Source organism: Streptosporangium sp. NPDC000563 (genome assembly GCF_040299985.1).
Taxonomy (GTDB): Bacteria; Actinomycetota; Actinomycetes; order Streptosporangiales; family Streptosporangiaceae; genus Streptosporangium.
Genome location: NZ_JBEPDA010000018.1, coordinates 32,205 through 50,085, shown reverse-complemented (window position 1 = coordinate 50,085; position 17,881 = coordinate 32,205). Strand labels below are relative to the sequence as shown.

Annotated in this window: 13 protein-coding genes; 8 read left to right on the top strand and 5 right to left on the bottom strand. The window is 72.3% G+C overall.

Features of this window, described 5'->3' with window-relative positions; all coding sequences use genetic code 11:
* Nucleotides 1–460: 460 nt before the first annotated feature.
* The gene (locus ABT352_RS30055; RefSeq protein ID WP_350948457.1) at nt 461–2,809 is read right to left on the bottom strand and encodes a HelD family protein; all 2,349 of its coding nucleotides are present in this window, start codon (nt 2,807–2,809) and stop codon (nt 461–463) included.
* A gap of 187 nt (nt 2,810–2,996) precedes the next feature.
* Between ABT352_RS30055 and ABT352_RS30050 the strand changes: the two genes are divergently transcribed.
* The 3 genes from ABT352_RS30050 to ABT352_RS30040 all read left to right on the top strand — a co-directional run bounded on the left by ABT352_RS30050 (nt 2,997) and on the right by ABT352_RS30040 (nt 6,706).
* Nucleotides 2,997–4,193, top strand: a complete 1,197-nt coding sequence (locus ABT352_RS30050) for an ROK family transcriptional regulator (RefSeq protein ID WP_350948328.1) — start codon at nt 2,997–2,999, stop codon at nt 4,191–4,193.
* 285 nt (nt 4,194–4,478) lie between these two features.
* Nucleotides 4,479–5,738, top strand: a complete 1,260-nt coding sequence (locus ABT352_RS30045) for a 6-phospho-beta-glucosidase (RefSeq protein ID WP_350948327.1) — start codon at nt 4,479–4,481, stop codon at nt 5,736–5,738.
* A complete protein-coding gene (locus ABT352_RS30040) occupies nt 5,735–6,706 on the top strand; it encodes an N-acetylglucosamine kinase (RefSeq protein ID WP_350948326.1) in 972 nt (323 codons plus the stop codon). The genes ABT352_RS30045 and ABT352_RS30040 overlap by 4 nt, the downstream gene beginning before the upstream one ends.
* A 23-nt stretch (nt 6,707–6,729) precedes the next feature.
* On the opposite strand, the gene ABT352_RS30035 is transcribed toward ABT352_RS30040, so the two are convergent.
* From ABT352_RS30035 to ABT352_RS30025, 3 genes are all read right to left on the bottom strand, one after another.
* A complete protein-coding gene (locus tag ABT352_RS30035; protein WP_350948325.1) occupies nt 6,730–7,674 on the bottom strand; it encodes a nucleoside hydrolase in 945 nt (314 codons plus the stop codon).
* 156 nt (nt 7,675–7,830) lie between these two features.
* Nucleotides 7,831–8,307 carry an Lrp/AsnC family transcriptional regulator gene (locus tag ABT352_RS30030; RefSeq protein ID WP_350948324.1) on the bottom strand — a complete coding sequence of 159 codons (477 nt, stop codon included), beginning with the start codon at nt 8,305–8,307 and terminating at the stop codon, nt 7,831–7,833.
* 46 nt (nt 8,308–8,353) lie between these two features.
* Nucleotides 8,354–9,964: a sensor histidine kinase gene (locus tag ABT352_RS30025; RefSeq protein ID WP_350948323.1), complete on the bottom strand. Its 1,611-nt coding sequence runs from the start codon at nt 9,962–9,964 to the stop codon at nt 8,354–8,356.
* Between the two features lie 163 nt (nt 9,965–10,127).
* Between ABT352_RS30025 and ABT352_RS30020 the strand changes: the two genes are divergently transcribed.
* Both ABT352_RS30020 and ABT352_RS30015 read left to right on the top strand, forming a co-directional pair.
* Complete coding sequence (locus ABT352_RS30020; RefSeq protein WP_350948322.1) at nt 10,128–11,090, top strand: pirin family protein; 963 nt, start codon at nt 10,128–10,130, stop codon at nt 11,088–11,090.
* Between the two features lie 221 nt (nt 11,091–11,311).
* On the top strand, nt 11,312–12,721 hold the full coding sequence (locus ABT352_RS30015) for a dihydrolipoyl dehydrogenase family protein (protein ID WP_350948321.1): 1,410 nt from the start codon (nt 11,312–11,314) through the stop codon (nt 12,719–12,721).
* A gap of 90 nt (nt 12,722–12,811) precedes the next feature.
* Here ABT352_RS30015 and ABT352_RS30010 read toward each other — a convergent pair whose 3' ends face one another.
* Complete coding sequence (locus ABT352_RS30010) at nt 12,812–13,927, bottom strand: M24 family metallopeptidase (RefSeq protein ID WP_350948320.1); 1,116 nt, start codon at nt 13,925–13,927, stop codon at nt 12,812–12,814.
* A gap of 292 nt (nt 13,928–14,219) precedes the next feature.
* Here ABT352_RS30010 and ABT352_RS30005 point away from each other — a divergent pair, with 292 nt between their 5' ends.
* The 3 genes from ABT352_RS30005 to ABT352_RS29995 all read left to right on the top strand — a co-directional run bounded on the left by ABT352_RS30005 (nt 14,220) and on the right by ABT352_RS29995 (nt 17,836).
* Nucleotides 14,220–15,368: a PP2C family protein-serine/threonine phosphatase gene (locus ABT352_RS30005; RefSeq protein WP_350948319.1), complete on the top strand. Its 1,149-nt coding sequence runs from the start codon at nt 14,220–14,222 to the stop codon at nt 15,366–15,368.
* A 17-nt stretch (nt 15,369–15,385) separates the two neighbouring features.
* Nucleotides 15,386–16,288 (top strand): 5'-3' exonuclease, encoded by a 903-nt coding sequence (locus ABT352_RS30000; protein WP_350948318.1) that lies wholly within the window; start codon nt 15,386–15,388, stop codon nt 16,286–16,288.
* A gap of 120 nt (nt 16,289–16,408) precedes the next feature.
* Nucleotides 16,409–17,836, top strand: coding sequence for an RNB domain-containing ribonuclease (locus tag ABT352_RS29995; protein WP_350948317.1), 1,428 nt, complete (start codon nt 16,409–16,411; stop codon nt 17,834–17,836).
* Nucleotides 17,837–17,881: the final 45 nt, after the last annotated feature.

Genomic DNA, 17,881 nt, shown 5'->3' with positions numbered 1-17,881 from the left:
AAAAAACCCCCACCACCCCCCCTTTCCCCCCCCCCCGCCGCGCGGGGGGGGGGCGGGGGGGGCTCCCCCCCCCCCCGCGGCCCCCCCCCGACGCTTGCGGCGCTCGCACGGGAGCGGGAAGAGGGCCCGGACGACCCTTCGGACCGGTTCCGTCCCGTCGGCGGCGAGCGCGGATTGCCGTTGTCTACTGGGTGCCCGGACCCCTCCTGGGTCCAACCCCCCGCCCGGAAGGAGTGCCCCGCCTCGACGGACTGCCGGCCCTGCGCCTGGCTGTACGGACGGGGAAGACCCCCGTCACGGGCGCAGGAGACGACGATGTCGAAAAGCGGCCGACCGGCCAGTCCCGTGCTGGACTGGGCAGCAAACTACCGAGCCCAGCGCAGATGTCAACCGTGTCACTAACAGCGGAAACATCAAGTTTTCGCAGCTGGGACATGATCGACGAGAGCCGTCAATGCTCTCATGTGATCCGATGTCGCTCAAGTCGAGCGAGGGCACCGGGAAGCGGGCCGTCGTGTACGACGCCAAGCCGCTGGGTGGCGCGGGTCAATGCCACGTAAAGATCGCTCGCCCCGCGTGGGGACTCGTCCAGGATCAGCTCCGGTTCGACCACGACGACCGCGTCGAACTCCAGTCCCTTGGCCTCGGCGACGGTCAGCACCGCCACCTGCGCGTCCAGGGCCGCCGCTCCCGGTCCGGCCACCGCGCCGTCGACGGAGCGGACCACGATCGCCCCGAACTCCTCGGCGCGCGACTCGGGAACGATCACGACGAGCCGTCCGCCCTCGACGACCTCGGCCTTGACGACCTCGGCGAGGGAGTCCGTCGGGGAGGCCGCCCACGGCCGCGCCCCCGTCTCCCGCACCGAGGCCGGGGCGCTCAGCGCCGGATCCACCAGGGTGAGCACATCGGCGGCCACGGCCATCAGCTCGGCCGGGGTGCGGTAGTTGACGCTGAGGGTCTCCTCACGCCAGCGTCCCGCCACGTACGGATCCAGGACCCGGCCCCAGGAGCGCGCTCCGGCCGACGAACCGGTCTGGGCCAGGTCACCGACGATCGTCATCGACCGCGTCGGGCAGCGGCGCATCAGCATGCGCCAGTCCATCGGCGACAGTTCCTGCGCCTCGTCGACGATGACGTGCCCGAAGGCCCAGGTGCGGTCGGCCGCCGCGCGCTCGGCGGTGGTCAGGAAGACGTCGTCACCGAGGTGACGGGCGGCGAACTTCTCCGCGTCCATGATGTCGGACAGCCCGGTCAGCTCCAGGACCTCCTTGGCGTAGGCGAGCTGGTGCTGTCGTTCGTCGAGCGCGGCGGCGCGCTGCGCGGCCTGTTCCTCCTCGGCCATCCACGCTCCGGCCCGCAGCACGGCGGGGTCGATGTCGCCGAGCAACTCGGCGGCCTCGTCCAGGAGCGGCACGTCGGACTCCGACCACCAGTCCTCCCCCTTGCGTGGCGGCTCGCGCAGCATCAGCTCGCGCTCGGCCGCGCCGAACTCGGCCGCGGCGTGGTCGAGGCGCTCGCGGGAGGTGAACAGGCCGATCAGGAGCTGCTGCGGGGTGACGTAGGGCCACAGCCGGTTCAGCGCCGCCTTGACGGGCCGCTCGGTGCGGAGGTCCTCACGGATGTCGGCCAGCTCGTCGTCGTCGATCATCCCCTTGCCGAGCTGCCTGGCGGCCTGCCGGGCGAGCGCGTTGAGCAGGTGGCGGACGAAGACCGCGCGGGCCTCGTTGTGCGCCCTCTTGGAGCGGGCCGCCCGGCTGCGGGCGGCCTCCAGGACGTTCCCCTCCAGCTTGAGGGTGTAGCGGTCGAGCTTGATCTCGATCGGCTTGCGCGGCACCCGCTGCCGCTCGCGCACGGCCCGCGCGACGACCTGGGCCATCCGGACGTCCCCCTTGACCGCGGCCACCTCCGCACGTTCCCTGCGGCGGGGGACGACTCCCGGGTACAGCTCGGAGACGGTCGACAGCAGCACGTCGGTCTCGCCCAGGGAGGGCAGCACCTGCTCGATGTAGCGCAGGAAGGTCAGGTTCGGACCGAGGATGAGCACGCCCCTGCGGGCCAGTTTCTCCCGGTGGGTGTAGAGGAGGTAGGCGGCGCGGTGCAGCGCGACCACGGTCTTGCCCGTGCCGGGACCACCCTGCACGACCAGCACCCCGTTGAGGTCGGAGCGGATGATGCGGTCCTGTTCCGACTGGATGGTGGCCACGATGTCACGCATCCGGCCGGTGCGCCTGGCCCCGAGGGAGGCCAGCAGCGCGGCCTCCCCGTTGAGGGTGGCCACGTCCTCCTCGGTGAGGCTGTCGAGGTCGAGGAGGTCGTCGTCGATCCCGATCACCGTACGGCCCTTGGTCTGCAGGTGCCTGCGCCGGGTGACGCCCATCGAGGCCGCGGGGGTGGCGCCGTAGAAGGGCTGCGCCACCGGCGCCCGCCAGTCGATCAGCATCCGGCGCTGGTCGTCGTCGGCCATGCCGATGCGACCTATGTAGAGCGAGGTGTCGTCGGCGTTGTCGAGCCGGCCGAAGCACAGGCCGTTCTCGACCGCCCACAGACGGCCCAGGCGTTCGGCGTACATCCCCGCGAAGCTGTCGCGCTCGGAGCGGTTCTGGTGCGTGCCGCCACTTCCGCCCTGCGCGAGAACGCTGTCCAGCTGTCGCTGAGTGCGCTCGCGCAGCAGATCAAGCCGGGCATAAAGGCGGGAAACGTACTCCTGCTCCCTGGCCAGCTCGATTTGACGGGTTGCCGTCGCTCCATTATCGTTACTAGTAATGGGATACTCCGGGCCATTGCACTGGTTGTTATGACAAACCATCACCCTAGCAGGTCCGTCGAGAAGTTTACCCGTCCCGCCGTCATCACAGCTTGATTGCGGCCTCCCCTGCCTGCTTGACGAGAATCCGCGGGGCTCCTTACATTCACTCGAAGTTAGGAAACTTTCCTAACTTCGCCGCGCAGGACTTCGCCGCGCAGGTGGACGCGAGGACGTACGCGGAGGACCAGTGACCCAGCCGACGCCCGGCACCCCCAGCCTGCTGCGCGCGATCAACGACCGCGCCGCCCTGCAGGCGCTGCTGGAGCGCGGCCCGCTGACCCGCCCGGAGATCGGCGCCCTCACCGGTCTGTCCAAGCCCACCGCCTCGCAGCTCCTCATCCGCCTGCAGGAGGCGGGCCTGGTCGTGCTCGACGGCATCCGCGAAGGGCTGCCCGGCCGCACCGCCGAGGTCTACCGGCTCAACCCCGCCGCCGCGCACGTCGCCGCGCTGGACGTCACGCGCGCGGGCATCGACGTCAGGGTCGCCGACATCACCGGCACCGTGACCGGCGAGCACCGTCTGCCCAGCCCCGGCCGCTCCGGCGGCGACGCGCTGGAGCGGGTCCGTGCCGCGCTGGAGGGCGCGAACGCCCCCGCGGCGCTGCGGCGCGTGGTCATCGGCGTGCAGGGCACGATCGACCCCGGTACGGGGAAGATGGCGTACGCCACCAGCAAGGACATGCCCGGCTGGCACATCCCCGACCTGGTCCGCACCCTCGGCGACGGTCTCGGCGTGCCGGTCTCCGTGGAGAACAACGTCAACCTCGTCGCCCAGGCCGAGCAGGCGCACGGCGTGGCCCGCGGGCACGCCGACTTCGTGCTGCTCTGGGCCGACGAGGGCCTGGGCGCCGCGCTGGTCCTCGGCGGCCGGCTGCACCGGGGCGCCACCGGCGGTGCCGGGGAGGTCGGCTACATGCCCACCCCCGGCGCCCCGACCGCCAGGGACACCGGCCGCTACGCCAACCACGGCTACCAGGCCCTGACCGGCGGCCCGGCGGTACTCAAGATCCTCAGATCGTACGGCGTGCGCGGCACCACGCCCACGCAGGCGGTGCTGAACGCCGTGCGGGCCTCCACCTCCACCGGCAGGCGTGCCGACGACGCCCGCGCCGGACTGCGCGACATCGCCTCCCGGCTGGCCGTCGGACTGGCCTCGATCACCTCGGTCGTCGACCCCGAGATCATCGTGCTGACCGGCGGAACCCTCCTCTCCGGTGGCGACACCCTGCGCGAGCTCGTCGAGCACGAACTCCACGCGCTCACCATCCCCCGGCCCCCGCTGCTGCTGTCGACCGTCGAGGGCAACCCCGTCCTCGCCGGCGCGCTCGACCTCGCCCTCGCGACCGCCCGTGACGAGGTCTTCGGCTCAACCGTCCCCTCCTGACCCTTCCCGGCCTCGCACGAAACTCCCCGAGAACGCCCCCCGGATCCACCGCCCTCAGGAGGCAGCCGTCGTGCACCGACGCCTTCCCACTTTCGCCCCGACCCCCCTCACGGAGAAAAAGAACCACACGCTCTTTTCCTGGCCGGTGTCCTCGCGAGCACCGTGCGGTGGGCGGTGGAACCTCACCGGGGTGACACCCCTGCTCGTCACGGCCCCGGTGATCGTCGTGTTCCTCCTCGCCCAACAGGTCCTCATCGAGAGCGTCACGCTGACAGGAGCAAAAGGGTGAAACTCGCCGTTGTCGGAGGCGGTTCGACATACACGCCGGAGCTGATCGACGGTTTCGCCCGGCTGCGCGACGAGCTGCCGCTGAGTGAGATAGCGCTGGTCGACCCGGACGCCCGGCGGCTGAGGTCGGTGTCCGGCATGGCGCGCCGGATGCTGGCGCGGGCCGGGCACCCGGCCACGGTCGTCGCGACCTCCTCGGTCGAGGAGGGCGTCACCGGAGCGCACGCGGTCCTGCTGCAGCTGCGCGTCGGCGGCCAGGCGGCGCGCGACGTGGACGAGACGCTGCCGCTGGAATGCGGCTGCGTCGGTCAGGAGACGACCGGTGCCGGTGGGCTGGCCAAGGCGCTGCGCACGGTGCCGGTGGTGCTGGACATCGCGGAGAAGGTCAGAAGGCACGCGCCCGGCGCCTGGATCGTCGACTTCACCAATCCGGTCGGCATCGTCACCAGGGCACTGCTGGAGGCGGGACACCGGGCCATCGGCCTGTGCAACGTGGCCATCGGCTTCCAACGTCGCTTCGCCGCCACCCTGGGCGTCGCCCCCGCGAGGATCTCGCTGGGCCATGTCGGTCTGAACCACCTCACCTGGGAGCGGGCCGTCCACCTGGACGGGGTGGACGTGCTGCCCAGGCTGCTGGAGAGCCACGCCGAGGAGATCGGCGGGGACGTCGGCCTGCCCGCCGCGCTCATCCGCCGCCTGGGCGTGGTGCCCTCCTACTATCTGCGCTACTTCTACGAGCACGACCTGGTGGTGGAGGAGCAACACGGCAGACCGTCGCGCGCGGCCGAGGTCTCGGCGATGGAGACGGCGCTGCTCGAGCTGTACGACGACCCCGCGGTGGACACCAAGCCCGAACTGCTGGGCGAACGCGGCGGGGCCTTCTACTCCGAGGCGGCGGTGGCGCTGATCGCCTCGCTGACCGGCGACCGCGGCGACACCCAGGTGGTCAACCTGCGCAACGACGGCACGCTGCCGTTCCTGCCCGACGAGGCGGTCATCGAGGTACCGGCCACGATCACCTCGGCGGGCGCGGCCGCACTGCCCGTCGACCCGGTGGAGCCCCTCTTCGCCGGGCTCGTCGCCCACGTCACGGCGTACGAGACGCTGGCGCTCGAGGCCGCGCTGCACGGCGGCGAGGACCGCGTCGCCGACGCGCTGCTCGCCCACCCGCTGATCGGCCAGGCCTCGCTCTCCGGCGACCTGGCCAGGCGCCTGGTCGAGGCCAACCGCCGGCACCTGTCCTGGGCGACCGCGTGAGAACGGTCCTGGCGGTCGACGGCGGCAACAGCAAGACCGACGTCGCGCTGGTCGCGGAGGACGGCTCGGTCCTCGCCACCGGACGCGGCGGCGCCTTCCAGCCGCAGACCACGGGGGTGGGCGTCGCGATCGACGTGATCGGCGACACCGTGCGCTCCGTACTCGGGCCGGGAACGGTCACACCGTACGCCGACCACGTGGCCGCCTACGTGGCGGGCGCGGACCTGCCCGTCGAGGAGGAGGCGCTGTGCGCGGAGATCCTCTCCCGGGGGTACGGCAGGCGGGCGAGCGTCGGCAACGACACCTTCGCGCTGCTGCGCGCCGGGGCCTCCGGGCCCGCGGGGGTGGCCGTGGTCTGCGGCGCGGGGGTGAACGCGGTCGCGGTCTCCCCCTCGGGGGAGGTGGCGAGATACCCCGCGCTGGGACGGATCACCGGCGACTGGGGTGGCGGTCTCGGCCTCGGCGAGGAGACGCTCTGGCACGCCGTGCGCGCCGAGGACGGCCGGGGCCCGGCCAGCGCGCTGGCCGTCGTGGTCCGCGAGCACTTCGGCACCCGGACCGTCGAGGAGGTGTCACTCGCCATCCACTTCGGCGAGGTGCCCCACGGCAGGCTGAGCGAGCTGGTCCCGGCGCTGATGGCGGTCGCGAACCGGGGGGACGCGGTGGCCCGGTCGCTGGTGACGCGGATGGCCGAGGAGGTGGTCGTGCTCGCGGTGGTCGCGATGCGACGCCTGGACCTGCTCTCCGTCCCGACGGAGGTGGTCCTGGGCGGAGGCGTCCTCACCGCCCGCGACCCGCTGATGAACGAGCTGCTGGAGCGAGGCTTCGCCGAGCGCGCCCCGCAGGCCAGGCCGATCGTCTCCGACGTCGCACCCGTCATGGGCGCCGCCCTGCTGGGTCTGGACGCCCTCGGCGCCACCGAGGAGGCCAGGGCCCGCCTTCGGGCCCACTTCCACGCCCTGCCCTGAGGCTCCGCCCCTCCAAAGCGGCCTCAGGACTCGATGGACCCGATGGACTCGGCGACTCCGGCGTAGACGGTCAGCAGCAGGTCCCAGAAGCGGCCCACGTCGAGGGAGGTGCCGACCAGGGCGTTGGGGGCGCGGCCCCGGAGGGCGAAGTCGGTCACGGTCATCCCCGCGGTGAAGCGGCCCGCCGTCTCGACGTCCACGACGGCGGGCTCGAGGGTGATGAGCGACGGATCGATCACGTGGGCGATCGCGCAGGCGTCGTGGATCGCGGGGCCGTCCTCGGCGGTGATCATGCCGTAGAACCGCACGCACGGCAGGAGCAGGTCGCTGCCGAGCCTGCCCATCGTCGCCATGCGCTCCGCCACCGCCTCCGTGGTCACGGCGCCGCGGCTCACGTCGAGACCGATCATGGTCACCGTCCAGCCCGCGCCGAAGACGATCGCGGCGGCCTCGGGGTCGGCGGCGATGTTGAACTCGGCCGCGGGAGAGAAGTTGCCCCTGGTGTAGGACCCGCCGAGGATCGTGAGCCCGCGCGCCCAGTTCACGGTCGCGGGCTCCCTGAGTACGGCGAGCGCCACGTTGGTCAGCGGGCCGATCGCGACCAGGGTCACCTCGCCAGGGTCGGCCCTGAGCGTCTCGATGATGAAGTCGGCCGCGTGCCCGGCGGCCGGCGGGAGCGACGCCGCGGGCAGCAGCGCGTCCCCGAGGCCCGAGCCTCCGTGCACGCCCGCCGCGTCCACCCGGGGGCGCAGGAGGGCGCCCGCGCTGCCCGCGACGACCGGCACCTCGCCGAACCCGAGGAACTCGCGGAGCCGCAGCGCGTTGTCGGTGGTCCTGGCCAGTTCGACGTTGCCGCCGACCGTGGTGATCCCCAGGATCTCCAGCTCAGGGCTCCCGTGGGCGAGGACGAGCGCCAGCGCGTCGTCGATTCCCGGGTCGCAGTCGATGATGATCTTTCTGGGAGGCACCCGTCCAGCTTGAATCAATTGCCGCACCCCGGCAAATCAGGAGCAACCCCCCAAACAGGAGAGCGAACCGGTCAGCGCGCCCGGAAGAACCCCCGGCGCCCCCCTCATCACACGAGAGGACGAGCCCGTCCGGGACGACCTCGCCCCCGGGAAAGGTCAGGCGCGCTCCTCGGGCTTCCCTTCGCCCTGCCCCGCCGGCTCAGGGGCGCGATGCTCGTACGGCGTGCTGAGCACGACCGTCGTGCGGGTGGAGACGTTGGCGGCGGTACGGATCTGGTTCAGCAACTCCTCAAGCGCGATGGGCGAGGCCACCCGCACCTTGAGGATGTAGCTCTCGTCCCCGGCCACACTGTGACAGGCCTCGACGGCGCTCAGGTGGGCCAGCCGCTCCGGCGCGTCGTCGGCGGCGGCCGGGTCGATCGGCTTGATGGAGACGAACGCGGTGAGCGGGAGCCCGATGGCGTCGTAGTCGACCAGCGCGGCGTACCCGCGCAGCACCCCGCGCTTCTCCAACCGGCGCACCCGCTGGTGCACCGCCGACACCGAGAGCCCCGTCTCCCTGGCGAGATCGGTGAAGCTCATCCGGCCATCCCTGGCCAGTAATGTGACGATACGGCGGTCGATCTCCTCCATCCGGTAAACGGTAACGGCATTCGGGTCGGCGCGCGCCGTCCGCGTGTCACGGCACGGTCCCAACCGTGATCTCCGAAGAGTCCTCCCGCCCGCTCTCCTCCTGCCGCTCCGGCGCGACGGCCTCGGCGGGGAACGTGATGACGAAGCGGGCACCCTCGTCGTACTCGGTGTCCAGCCTGATCGTGCCGCCGTGCTGCTCCACGATCTTCCTGCAGAGCGCCAGGCCGATCCCCGTGCCCTCGTAGGCGTCCCGCTGGTGCAGCCGCTGGAAGATGATGAAGATCTTTTCTGCGAAGGTGGGCGAGATGCCGATGCCGTTGTCGGTGACGGTCATCCGCACCTCCCCGTCGATCCGCTCGGACTCGATCGTGACCCGGGGCGCGCGGTCGGGGTCGCGGAACTTCAGGGAGTTACCGATCAGGTTCTGCCAGAGCATCACGAACTGGGTCCGGTCACCGACGACCGCGGGCAGCTCACCGACCTCGATCTCGGCCCCTGACTCCTCCACCGCCGCGGAGAGGTTGGACAGAGCCCTGTCGATCACGTCGTTCAGGTCCATCTCGACGGGTTCCCTGGTGATCCGGCCCACCCGGGAGAAGGTCAGCAGCTCGTTGATGAGCACCTGCATGCGCTTGGCGCCGTCCACGGCGAAGTCGATGTAGGTGTTGGCCCTCTCGTCGAGCTGGGAGGCGTATCGCTGCTGGAGCATCTGACAGAAGGAGGCGATCTTCCGCAGCGGCTCCTGCAGGTCGTGTGAGGCCACGTAGGCGAACTGCTCCAGCTCCGCGTTGGAGCGCTTCAGCTCCTCGGCCTGGGCGGCGATCCGCAGCCGGGAGCCGCGTGCCTCCTCCAGTTCGTTGACGATACGCCCGCGCATCGCCTCCATGTCGTCGGCCAGCTCCGCGAGGTCGGCGGGGCCGCCGGTGTCCACGTGGTGCGCGAAGTCCCCCCTGGTGACCCTGCGGGAGGCCTCGCGCAGCCGGGCCAGAGGGCCGAACACCGCGATCTTCAGCAACACCGCCACCGTGATGATGGTGATCAGGAAGGCGGCCAGGATGCCGAAGAAGGTGGCGTCCCTGACCGCGTGGGCGGCTTCCAGATCGGCACGGGCCGACTGCCTCGCCTGGCCCCAGGCGGTGTTCTGGGCGTCGATCGCCTTTCTGACGGCGTCGAAGGAGCGCTTGCTCTCCTCCGACTGCTCGGCGCTCACGCTCTTGGGACTCTCGTCCCTGACCTTGGCGATCATCGGTTCCGCGTAGCGGGCCCGCCACTCGGCGGCCAGCCGTTCCACCTCCTGGAGCGCGCGCAGCGGTTCCGCGCCCGGCGCCAGCCGCCCGATCTGCGCCGACACGGCGAGCTCGTCGCGCCGCCCGTCCAGGTACGGCTGCAGGAACTCCTCCTTGCCGGTGAGGACGAAGCCCCGCACCCCGGTCTCCTGGTTCAGCAGGGTCGCCTGCAGGCGTTCGGCCTGGATCCTGCCCACCGAGATGTGGTCGATCAGCCTGGTGGACGCGGCCGCCGCGTTCCGCAGGACCGTGGCGCCGATGATCGCCGACAGCCCGAGCAACAGGGTCATGACGAGCAGCACGACGTTGAACCACGTCTGCGCGCTCCAGCGGCTTTTACGAGATCCGCTCGGAGGTGTATCGGTGGTCATGCGGCCTCTCACTTCACGCGATGTCCGTCCCACCGGGGCGGTGGGCGATCGGCGGGGTGGACGAAAGATACCGGAACCGGGCGCCGACCACGCACATGATCCTCGCTCGGGGATTGTGCCACCCCGTACCCGGCGGGACCGGATCGCACCGTACATTCGCACCATGAGCAACCTGGAAACGGATCCGCGGGAGTCGGCCTGCGGCGGCCTCGCGGACGTGTCGGCGAAACCGGTGAACGAGCTGCTGACCGGCCGGGACGTGGTGCTGGGCGGGCCCCGGGCGATGAAGGTCACCAGGACCCTGCCGAACCGGGACGTCAGGATGGTCGGCGCGTGGTGCTTCGTCGACCACTACGGTCCCGAGCGGGCGACGATGCACGTTCCCCCGCACCCGCACACCGGCCTGCAGACCGTCAGCTGGCTCGTGGAGGGCGAGGTCCTGCACCGCGACAGTCTCGGCAGCGAGCAGCTGATCAGGCCGGGCCAGCTCAACCTGATGACCGCCGGGCGGGCCATCTCCCACGCCGAGGAGTCGCCGGCCGAGGCCGTGCTGCACGGGGTCCAGCTGTGGGTGGCGCTCCCCGCCGCCGCCCGCGAGACCGCCCCGGCCTTCGAGCACCACCCGGCGCTGCCCACGCTGACCGCGGCGTCGTCGCCGGGCGTCACGGTGACCGTCGTCATGGGCGAGCTGGGCGGTGTCACCTCCCCGGCGACGGTCCACACCCCGCTGGTCGGGGCGGAGATGACGCTGGAGGCGGGCGCCGGGACCTCGGTCCCGCTCCGTCCCGGCTTCGAGTACGCCGCGCTGGCCCTGTCCGGCACGGTACGGGTCGGCGAGACGGATCTCGCCCCCGGCCCGCTGCTCTACCTGGGCAGCGGGCGCTCGGAGCTGGCCGTGAGCGCCGAGGTGCCCGGGCGGCTGCTGCTCCTCGGCGGCGAGCCGTTCGAGGAGCGGATCGTCATGTGGTGGAACTTCGTCGGCCGCAGCCACGAGGAGATCGCCGGGTTCCGGCGGGAGTGGATGGAGGGCGAGGGGTTCGGCACGGTGCCCGGCACGGGAGCCGCCCCGCTGCCCGCCCCAGAGCTGCCCCTCACCCCCCTCAAGGCGCGCGGACGCCGCCGCTGACCCCGCTTTTTCACACATCCCCCTGATCTACCCGGAACAGAGGACAGAGTAGGAAGCGGAGAAGCGGGGAAAGGCTGGACGGTCCGCGCACGAAGGCGGCCCGCCCCGGACACGCGGGGTCCGGGAGGCGTGACTCCGGCCGAGGGGTGCGAAGCTGGTACGACCGGCGTCGCCGGAGGCGGCGCGCGGTCGATGGGCCGGTTCTCTCTGGGAGGTAAGTCGTGTCGGACGAGTTCGACGTGGTGGTTGTGGGCGCGGGCCCCGCGGGCGAGAACGTCGCCGACCGCGCGGTCAGGGGAGGACTGACCGCCGCGATCGTCGAGAGGAACCTGGCCGGGGGCGAGTGTGCCTACTGGGCGTGCGTCCCCAGCAAGGCGCTGCTGCGCCCGGTGGAGCTGGTCGCCGAGGTCTCCCGGGTGCCCGGCCTGACGCTGGGCCCGATCGACACCGCCGCCGTGCTCGCCCGGCGCGACGAGACGGTGTCCCACTTCGACGACGGCGGCCAGGTCGAGTGGATCAAGAGCGTGCCGGCGGAGTTCGTCCGCGGGCACGGGCGGCTGGACGGTCCCAAACGGGTCGCGGTCACCGCGAAGGACGGCTCGGTCCGCACGCTGACCGCCCGGCGGGCGGTCGTGCTGGCCACCGGCAGCGGCGCGGCCGTCCCGCCGATTCCCGGCCTCGCGGAGGCGTCACCGTGGACGAGCCACGAGGTGACGGCCGCGACGAGCGTTCCCGGACGGCTGGCCGTGCTGGGCGGCGGCGTGGTGGCCTGCGAGATGGCCCAGGCCATGCACGGGCTCGGCGCCCGGGAGACGACGGTGCTGGCGCGCGGCGGGCTGCTCGGCAGGATGGAGCCTTTCGCGGGTGAGCTGGTGGCCGAGTCGTTCGCCGAGGCGGGCATCACGGTGCGCACGGGCGTCCAGGTGACGAAGGTCGAGCGGCCCACGCCCGGGGGTCCGGTGACCGTCCACCTGTCCGAGGGCCCGCCCGTCGAGGCCGACGAGCTGCTCGTGGCCACCGGCAGGCGTCCGGCGACCGGCGACCTCGGCATGGAGACCGTCGGCCTGGAGGCCGGGCGCACGGTGGAGGTCGACGACAGCATGCGCGCGACCGGCGTCCCCGGCGACTGGCTGTACGCGGTGGGCGACGTCAACGGCCGCGCCCTGCTCACCCACATGGGCAAGTACCAGGCACGGGTGTGCGGCGACGTCATCGCGGCACGGGCCAAGGGCGAGACCGACGACCTGCCGGGCCTGCGCGACGTGGCGGACGCGTACGGCGCGCCGCAGGTGGTCTTCACCGACCCGCAGGTGTGCTCGGTCGGCCGGAGCGAGGCGCAGGCCCGCGCCGAGGGGTTCGACGTCCGCGCGGTCGAGTACGACCTGGGCAGGGTGACGGGGGCCTATCTGCAGGGTGACGGCTACCGGGGCAGGGCCAAGGCCGTCGTGGACGAGCGGCGCCGCGTGCTGCTCGGAGTGACCTTCGCCGGTCCGGCGGTGGGCGAGATGCTGCACTCGGCGACGATCGCCGTCGTCGCCGAGGTGCCCCTGGAGCGGCTCTGGCACGCGGTCCCGTCCTTCCCCACGGCCAGCGAGATCTGGCTGCGGCTGCTGGAGGCCTACGGGCTCTGACCCGGCGTCCCGGCCGGGAGCCGACACGCTCCCGGTTCGGACCGCCACCGGGACCGTGCGGCCGGTCACCGGCGCGCGGACCGCTCCGTCCTAGACGACCACCAGCTCGCGCGGGCGGTGGTTGACCCGCTCGCCACCCTCGTCGGTGCAGACGAGGATGTCCTCGATGCGGGCGCCGTGGGCTCCCGGCAGGTAGATGCCCGGCTCGACGGAGAAGGCGAAGCCGGGCGCCAGCGGCTCGGCGTTGCCCGTGACGATGTAGGGCTCCTCGTGGGTCTCCAGGCCGATGCCGTGACCGGTGCGGTGGATGAAGTACTCGCCGTAGCCCTCGGCCGTGATCACCTCTCGCGCGGCGGCGTCGACCGCCTCGCACGGCACCCCGGGGCGCACGGCGTCGCAGGCGGCCTGCTGGGCCCGCCTGAGCACCTCGTAGTACTTCAGGAAGCCCGCCGGAGGCTCGCCGACGGCGTAGACGCGCGTGGAGTCCGAGCAGTAGCCGTCGGGCATCTGGCCCCCGATGTCGACCACGATCGGCTCGCGCTCCCGCACGACGCGGTCCGACAGCTCGTGGTGCGGGCTGGCGCCGTTGGGCCCTGAGCCGACGATGACGAAGTCGACGGTGGAGTGACCGGTCGCGAGGATCGCCTCGGTGATGTCCCTGCCGATCTCGCGCTCGGTCCTGCCCGCCCGCAGGAAACCGGGCACCTGGGCGTGGACGGCGTCGATCGCGGCCCCCGCCCTGCGCAGCGCCGCCACCTCTGCCGGGGTCTTGCGCATCCTCAGCCCGCGCAGGACGGTCCCGGCGAGCACCTGCTCGGCCCCGGGGATCGCGTCGCGCAGGCGCAGCGACTGCATCGCCCACATCCGGTCGGCGAGGCCGACCTTGCGGACCGCGCCCAGCCGCCGGCCGACGACCGCGTACGGATCGTCGGTCTCGTCCCACGGGACGAACTCGACGCCGAGCCGCGACGCCGGGGAGCGCTCGGCCGCCGGCAGCTCCAGGCGGGGCACCATCAGGAACGCCTCGCCCTCGGCCGGCAGCACCAGGCAGGTGAGCCGCTCCAGCGGCAGCGCCTCGTAACCGGTCACGTAGCGAAGGTCGGGGCCTGGCGTGAGCAGCAGCGCGTCGAGCCCGGCGGCGGCGGTCGCCTCGCGGACGGCGGCCAGGCGGGTCACGGGATAGAGATCAGAGGGCTCCGTCGTCACGCCGACCAATCTAATCCCCGGCGGAACGGCGACGCATCCGGGCCCCGCCCCGGAACCGAAAGTCGGGGAAAGGAAGGCACGAGAGCAGCCTCACCACTACAATCTGTTGAAGTACGATCACACTTTGTTGGCAAAGTATCCATAAAGCCACACATCGAGAGCGAGCTACATGGTCGGCGTAGTGGGCGGCCACCAGCCACCCCTCCACCCACGAAACGACCAGGTGACCGGTCCGGCCTCATCGACCGCCGCTGAGACGGCACAGCGGTCACGCGGTGAACCGGACGAGCACATGGCCGTTGAGCGACACCTCCTCACCGCACGCCTCGCGCACGCGGAGCGCATGGGTGAGATGGGCTGGGCCGAGTGGGATCTCCAGACCGGAGAGTCCACCTGGTCCGATCAGGCGTACACCATATTCGGCCGCGCCCCCGGCGACGGCCCGATCCACCTGCGTGACCTGGTCGGTCACGTCGAGGCGGCCGACCGGCCCGACCTCGACCGGCTGCTGTGGTCCGTCGTGCACCGGGCCCAGGCCGGGGAGGCCGAGTTCCGCATCCGCCGCCGCGGTGAGCTGCGCCACCTGCGCGCCGCGCTCGACCCCGTCGTGAGCGACGGGCATCTCAGCGTGCACGGCGTCGTCCAGGACATCACCGGCCGCCGCCGCGCCGAGCGGATCATGTCGGAGTCGCGCAGCAAGCTGCTGCGGATCCGTGAGCAGGTCGCGGAGGAGCACGACATGAGCGTGACCCTGCGCGAGGCGATCATGCCGGGCCTGGGAGACAGCATCGACCTGCCGCACGCGCGCATCGCGGTCCGCTACGTCGCGGCCGGGGTCGACCCCGGCCTGGGCGGCGACTGGTACGACGCCGTTCCCCTCGCCGACGGCAGGGTGCTGCTAGCCATCGGCGACGTGTCCGGACACGGGATGCCCGCGATCTCCCAGATGGCCCAGCTGCGCCACGCCCTGATCGGCCTCGCGATGACCGGCCACTCCCCCGCCAGGCTGCTCGCCTGGCTCAACGACCTCGTGCTGCACCGGATGCCCGAGACGACGGCGACCGCGGTCGTCGGCCATCTCGACCCGGACACCAGGACGTTCACCTGGGGGCAGGCGGGGCACCCCGCGCCGATCCTGGTCCGTGAGGGGACGGCCACCCAGCTCGACCCGCCCGCCGGGGTGCTGCTGGGCGCCACCCCTGACGAACCGTACGAGACGGCCGGGGTCGAGCTGCGGGAGGGTGACCTCCTGCTGCTGTTCACCGACGGGCTGGTGGAGCGGCGCACCCGCGACATCGACGAGGGACTCGCGCTGACCATGGAGGCCGCGGCCCTGCTGCGAGGAGACCCGGACAACGGGCTCGACCGGCTCATCGAGGTGATCGGCGGCCCCAACCCCGAGGACGACACCTGCGTTCTGGCGATCGGAGTGCTCGGCTGATTGGTTAAATGGTCGCCATGCCCGGCCTGATGCTCCTTGACACCCCCTCGCTGTACTACCGCGCCTTCTACGGCATCCCCGAGTCGATGACCGCCCCCGACGGGATGCCCGTCAACGCGGTGCGCGGCGTCATCGACATGATCGCCATGTTGGTCCGGCGGCACTCCCCCACCGAACTCGTCGCCTGCATGGACGCCGACTGGCGCCCGGCCTTCCGGGTGGCGGCCATCCCGACGTACAAGACCCATCGGCTCGTCGAGGGCGGTGCCGAGGAGACTCCCGACACGCTCGCCCCGCAGGTGCCGGTGATCGAGCGGGTGCTCGACGCGGTGGGCATCGCCCTCGTCGGTGTTCCCGGCTACGAGGCCGACGACGTGATGGGCACGTTCACCACGCGCGCGAGCGGTCAGGTCGACGTCGTCACCGGCGACCGCGACCTGTTCCAGCTGGTCGACGACTCCCGTCCGGTCCGGATCCTCTACACCGCGAGGGGGGTCAAGAACCTCCAGCTGGTCGACGAGGCCGCCGTCACCGAGAAATACGGTGTCCCGGGCCGCTCGTACGCCGACTTCGCCACCCTGCGCGGCGACCCCAGCGACGGGCTGCCGGGCGTGCCGGGGGTGGGCGACAAGACCGCCGCGGCCCTGATCACCCGGTTCGGCTCGCTGGAGGCGCTGCTGCGGGCCCTCGACGGGGGTGAGGGAGGGGGCGACCTGACCGCCGGGCAGCGCGCCAGGCTGTCGGCGGCCCGCGACTACCTGCGGGTGGCCCCCGAGGTGGTCCGGGTCGCCCGCGACGTCCCCCTTCCCGAGGTGGACATCGCGCTTCCCGCCAAGCCCCGTGATCCGGAGGCGCTCGCCGCCCTGAGTGAGCGCTACGGCCTGTCCGGGCCGCTGGAGCGCCTGACCTCGGCGCTCTGACGGCTCGTCCCCTGCCTTCCCGCCTCCGACCTGCTCTTCCGCCGTGCCGATCAGCATGCCGATCACCGTCGCCCCGACCGGCCGGTGAGCAGTCCGCCGCGAGCCGGTAGGTTGCTCCCTGTGCCTCACAAGAGCATCCTGGTGCCCGAAAGGGCCCATCCACGGCTCGGCGACGGTTTCGAGCGGATCCGCCGTGAGATGAAACTGCCCGACGGATTTCCCCGGGCGGTGATCGACGAGGCCGAGTGGGTCGCCGAGGTGCCCGCCCTGCCCCGGCTGGACCGTACCGACCTGCCCCTGATCACCATCGACCCTCCGGGCGCGATGGACCTCGACCAGGCCGTGCATCTGGAGGAGCGGTCCGGCGGCTACCGCGTCTGGTACGCCATCGCCGACGTCGGGGCGTTCGTCAGGCCCGGTGGCGCGATCGACGCCGAGGCCCGCCTCCGCGGCGAGACGGTCTACCTGCCCGACGGGCGCGTGCCGCTGCATCCGCCCGTCCTGTCAGAGGGTGCCGCCAGCCTGCTGCCGGGGGTGACCCGGCCCGCCGCGCTGTGGTGCGTCGACCTGGACGCCGAGGGCCTGATCGTCGGCGCGGACGTGAGCAGGGCACTGGTACGCAGCCGCGAGCGGCTCGACTACGACTACGCGCAGGCCGCGGTCGACACCGGCACCGCCGACGGCACTCTTCGGCTGCTGGCCGAGATCGGCCGGCTCAGGCTCGCCCAGGAGCGGGCCAGGGGCGGCGTGACGCTGCCCACCCCCGACCAGGAGGTCGTCCCGGAGAAGAACGGCTACCGGGTCGAGTTCCGCGCCCCGCTCGCCGCCGAGGCGTGGAACGCGCAACTCTCGCTGCTGACGGGCATGGCCGCCGCCTCCATGATGCTGGACGCCGAGATCGGCCTGCTGCGGGTGCTGCCGCCCGCCCCCGCCGAGAGGATCGTCCAGGTCCGCCGGGTGGCCGCCGCGCTGGGCGTGCCCTGGCCCGAGGGTGCCGGGTACGGCGACGTCGTCCACTCCCTCGACCCGAGGATCCCCGAGCAGGCCGCGTTCCTGCAGGAGTCGACGGTGCTGCTGCGCGGCGCCGGATACGTCGCCTTCAACGGCGAGCCGCCCGCGCAGGCGGAGCACGCCGCCGTGGGGGCACCGTACGCGCACGTGACCGCTCCGCTGCGCCGCCTCATCGACCGCTACGCCACGGAGATCTGCCTGGCCATCGCGGCGGGCGAGCCGGTGCCCCAGGAGATCCAGCGGACCATGGGCGAACTGCCGGAGATCATGCATGCCACCGGGCGCCGCGCGGGCGGCGTCGAGCGGGCGTGCGTGGACCTGGTGGAGGCATTCGTCCTGCGCGAGCGGGTGGGCCAGACGTTCGACGCCGTGGTGATCGACGTGGCCGAGGACCGGCCGTGGGGTCAGGTGCAGGTCACCGACCCCGCGGTGGTGGCCCGCTGCGACGGCGAGGGGCTCCCGCTGGGAGAGGCCGTACGCGTGCGGCTGACACGCGCCGACCCGGCCACCCGCGAGGTCCGCTTCAGCCTGGCCTGACCCGCTCCCGGACTCGCTCAAGGTCCCGCGAAGCCCTCCACCGGG

Coding starts and splice junctions, on each gene's coding strand:
- ABT352_RS30055 (WP_350948457.1), bottom strand. CDS start 2,809: ATGGTTTGTCATAACAACCAGTGCAATGGCCCGGAGTATCCCATTACT.
- ABT352_RS30030 (WP_350948324.1), bottom strand. CDS start 8,307: ATGGAGGAGATCGACCGCCGTATCGTCACATTACTGGCCAGGGATGGC.
- ABT352_RS30025 (WP_350948323.1), bottom strand. CDS start 9,964: ATGACCACCGATACACCTCCGAGCGGATCTCGTAAAAGCCGCTGGAGC.
- ABT352_RS30020 (WP_350948322.1), top strand. CDS start 10,128: ATGAGCAACCTGGAAACGGATCCGCGGGAGTCGGCCTGCGGCGGCCTC.
- ABT352_RS30005 (WP_350948319.1), top strand. CDS start 14,220: ATGGCCGTTGAGCGACACCTCCTCACCGCACGCCTCGCGCACGCGGAG.
- ABT352_RS30000 (WP_350948318.1), top strand. CDS start 15,386: ATGCCCGGCCTGATGCTCCTTGACACCCCCTCGCTGTACTACCGCGCC.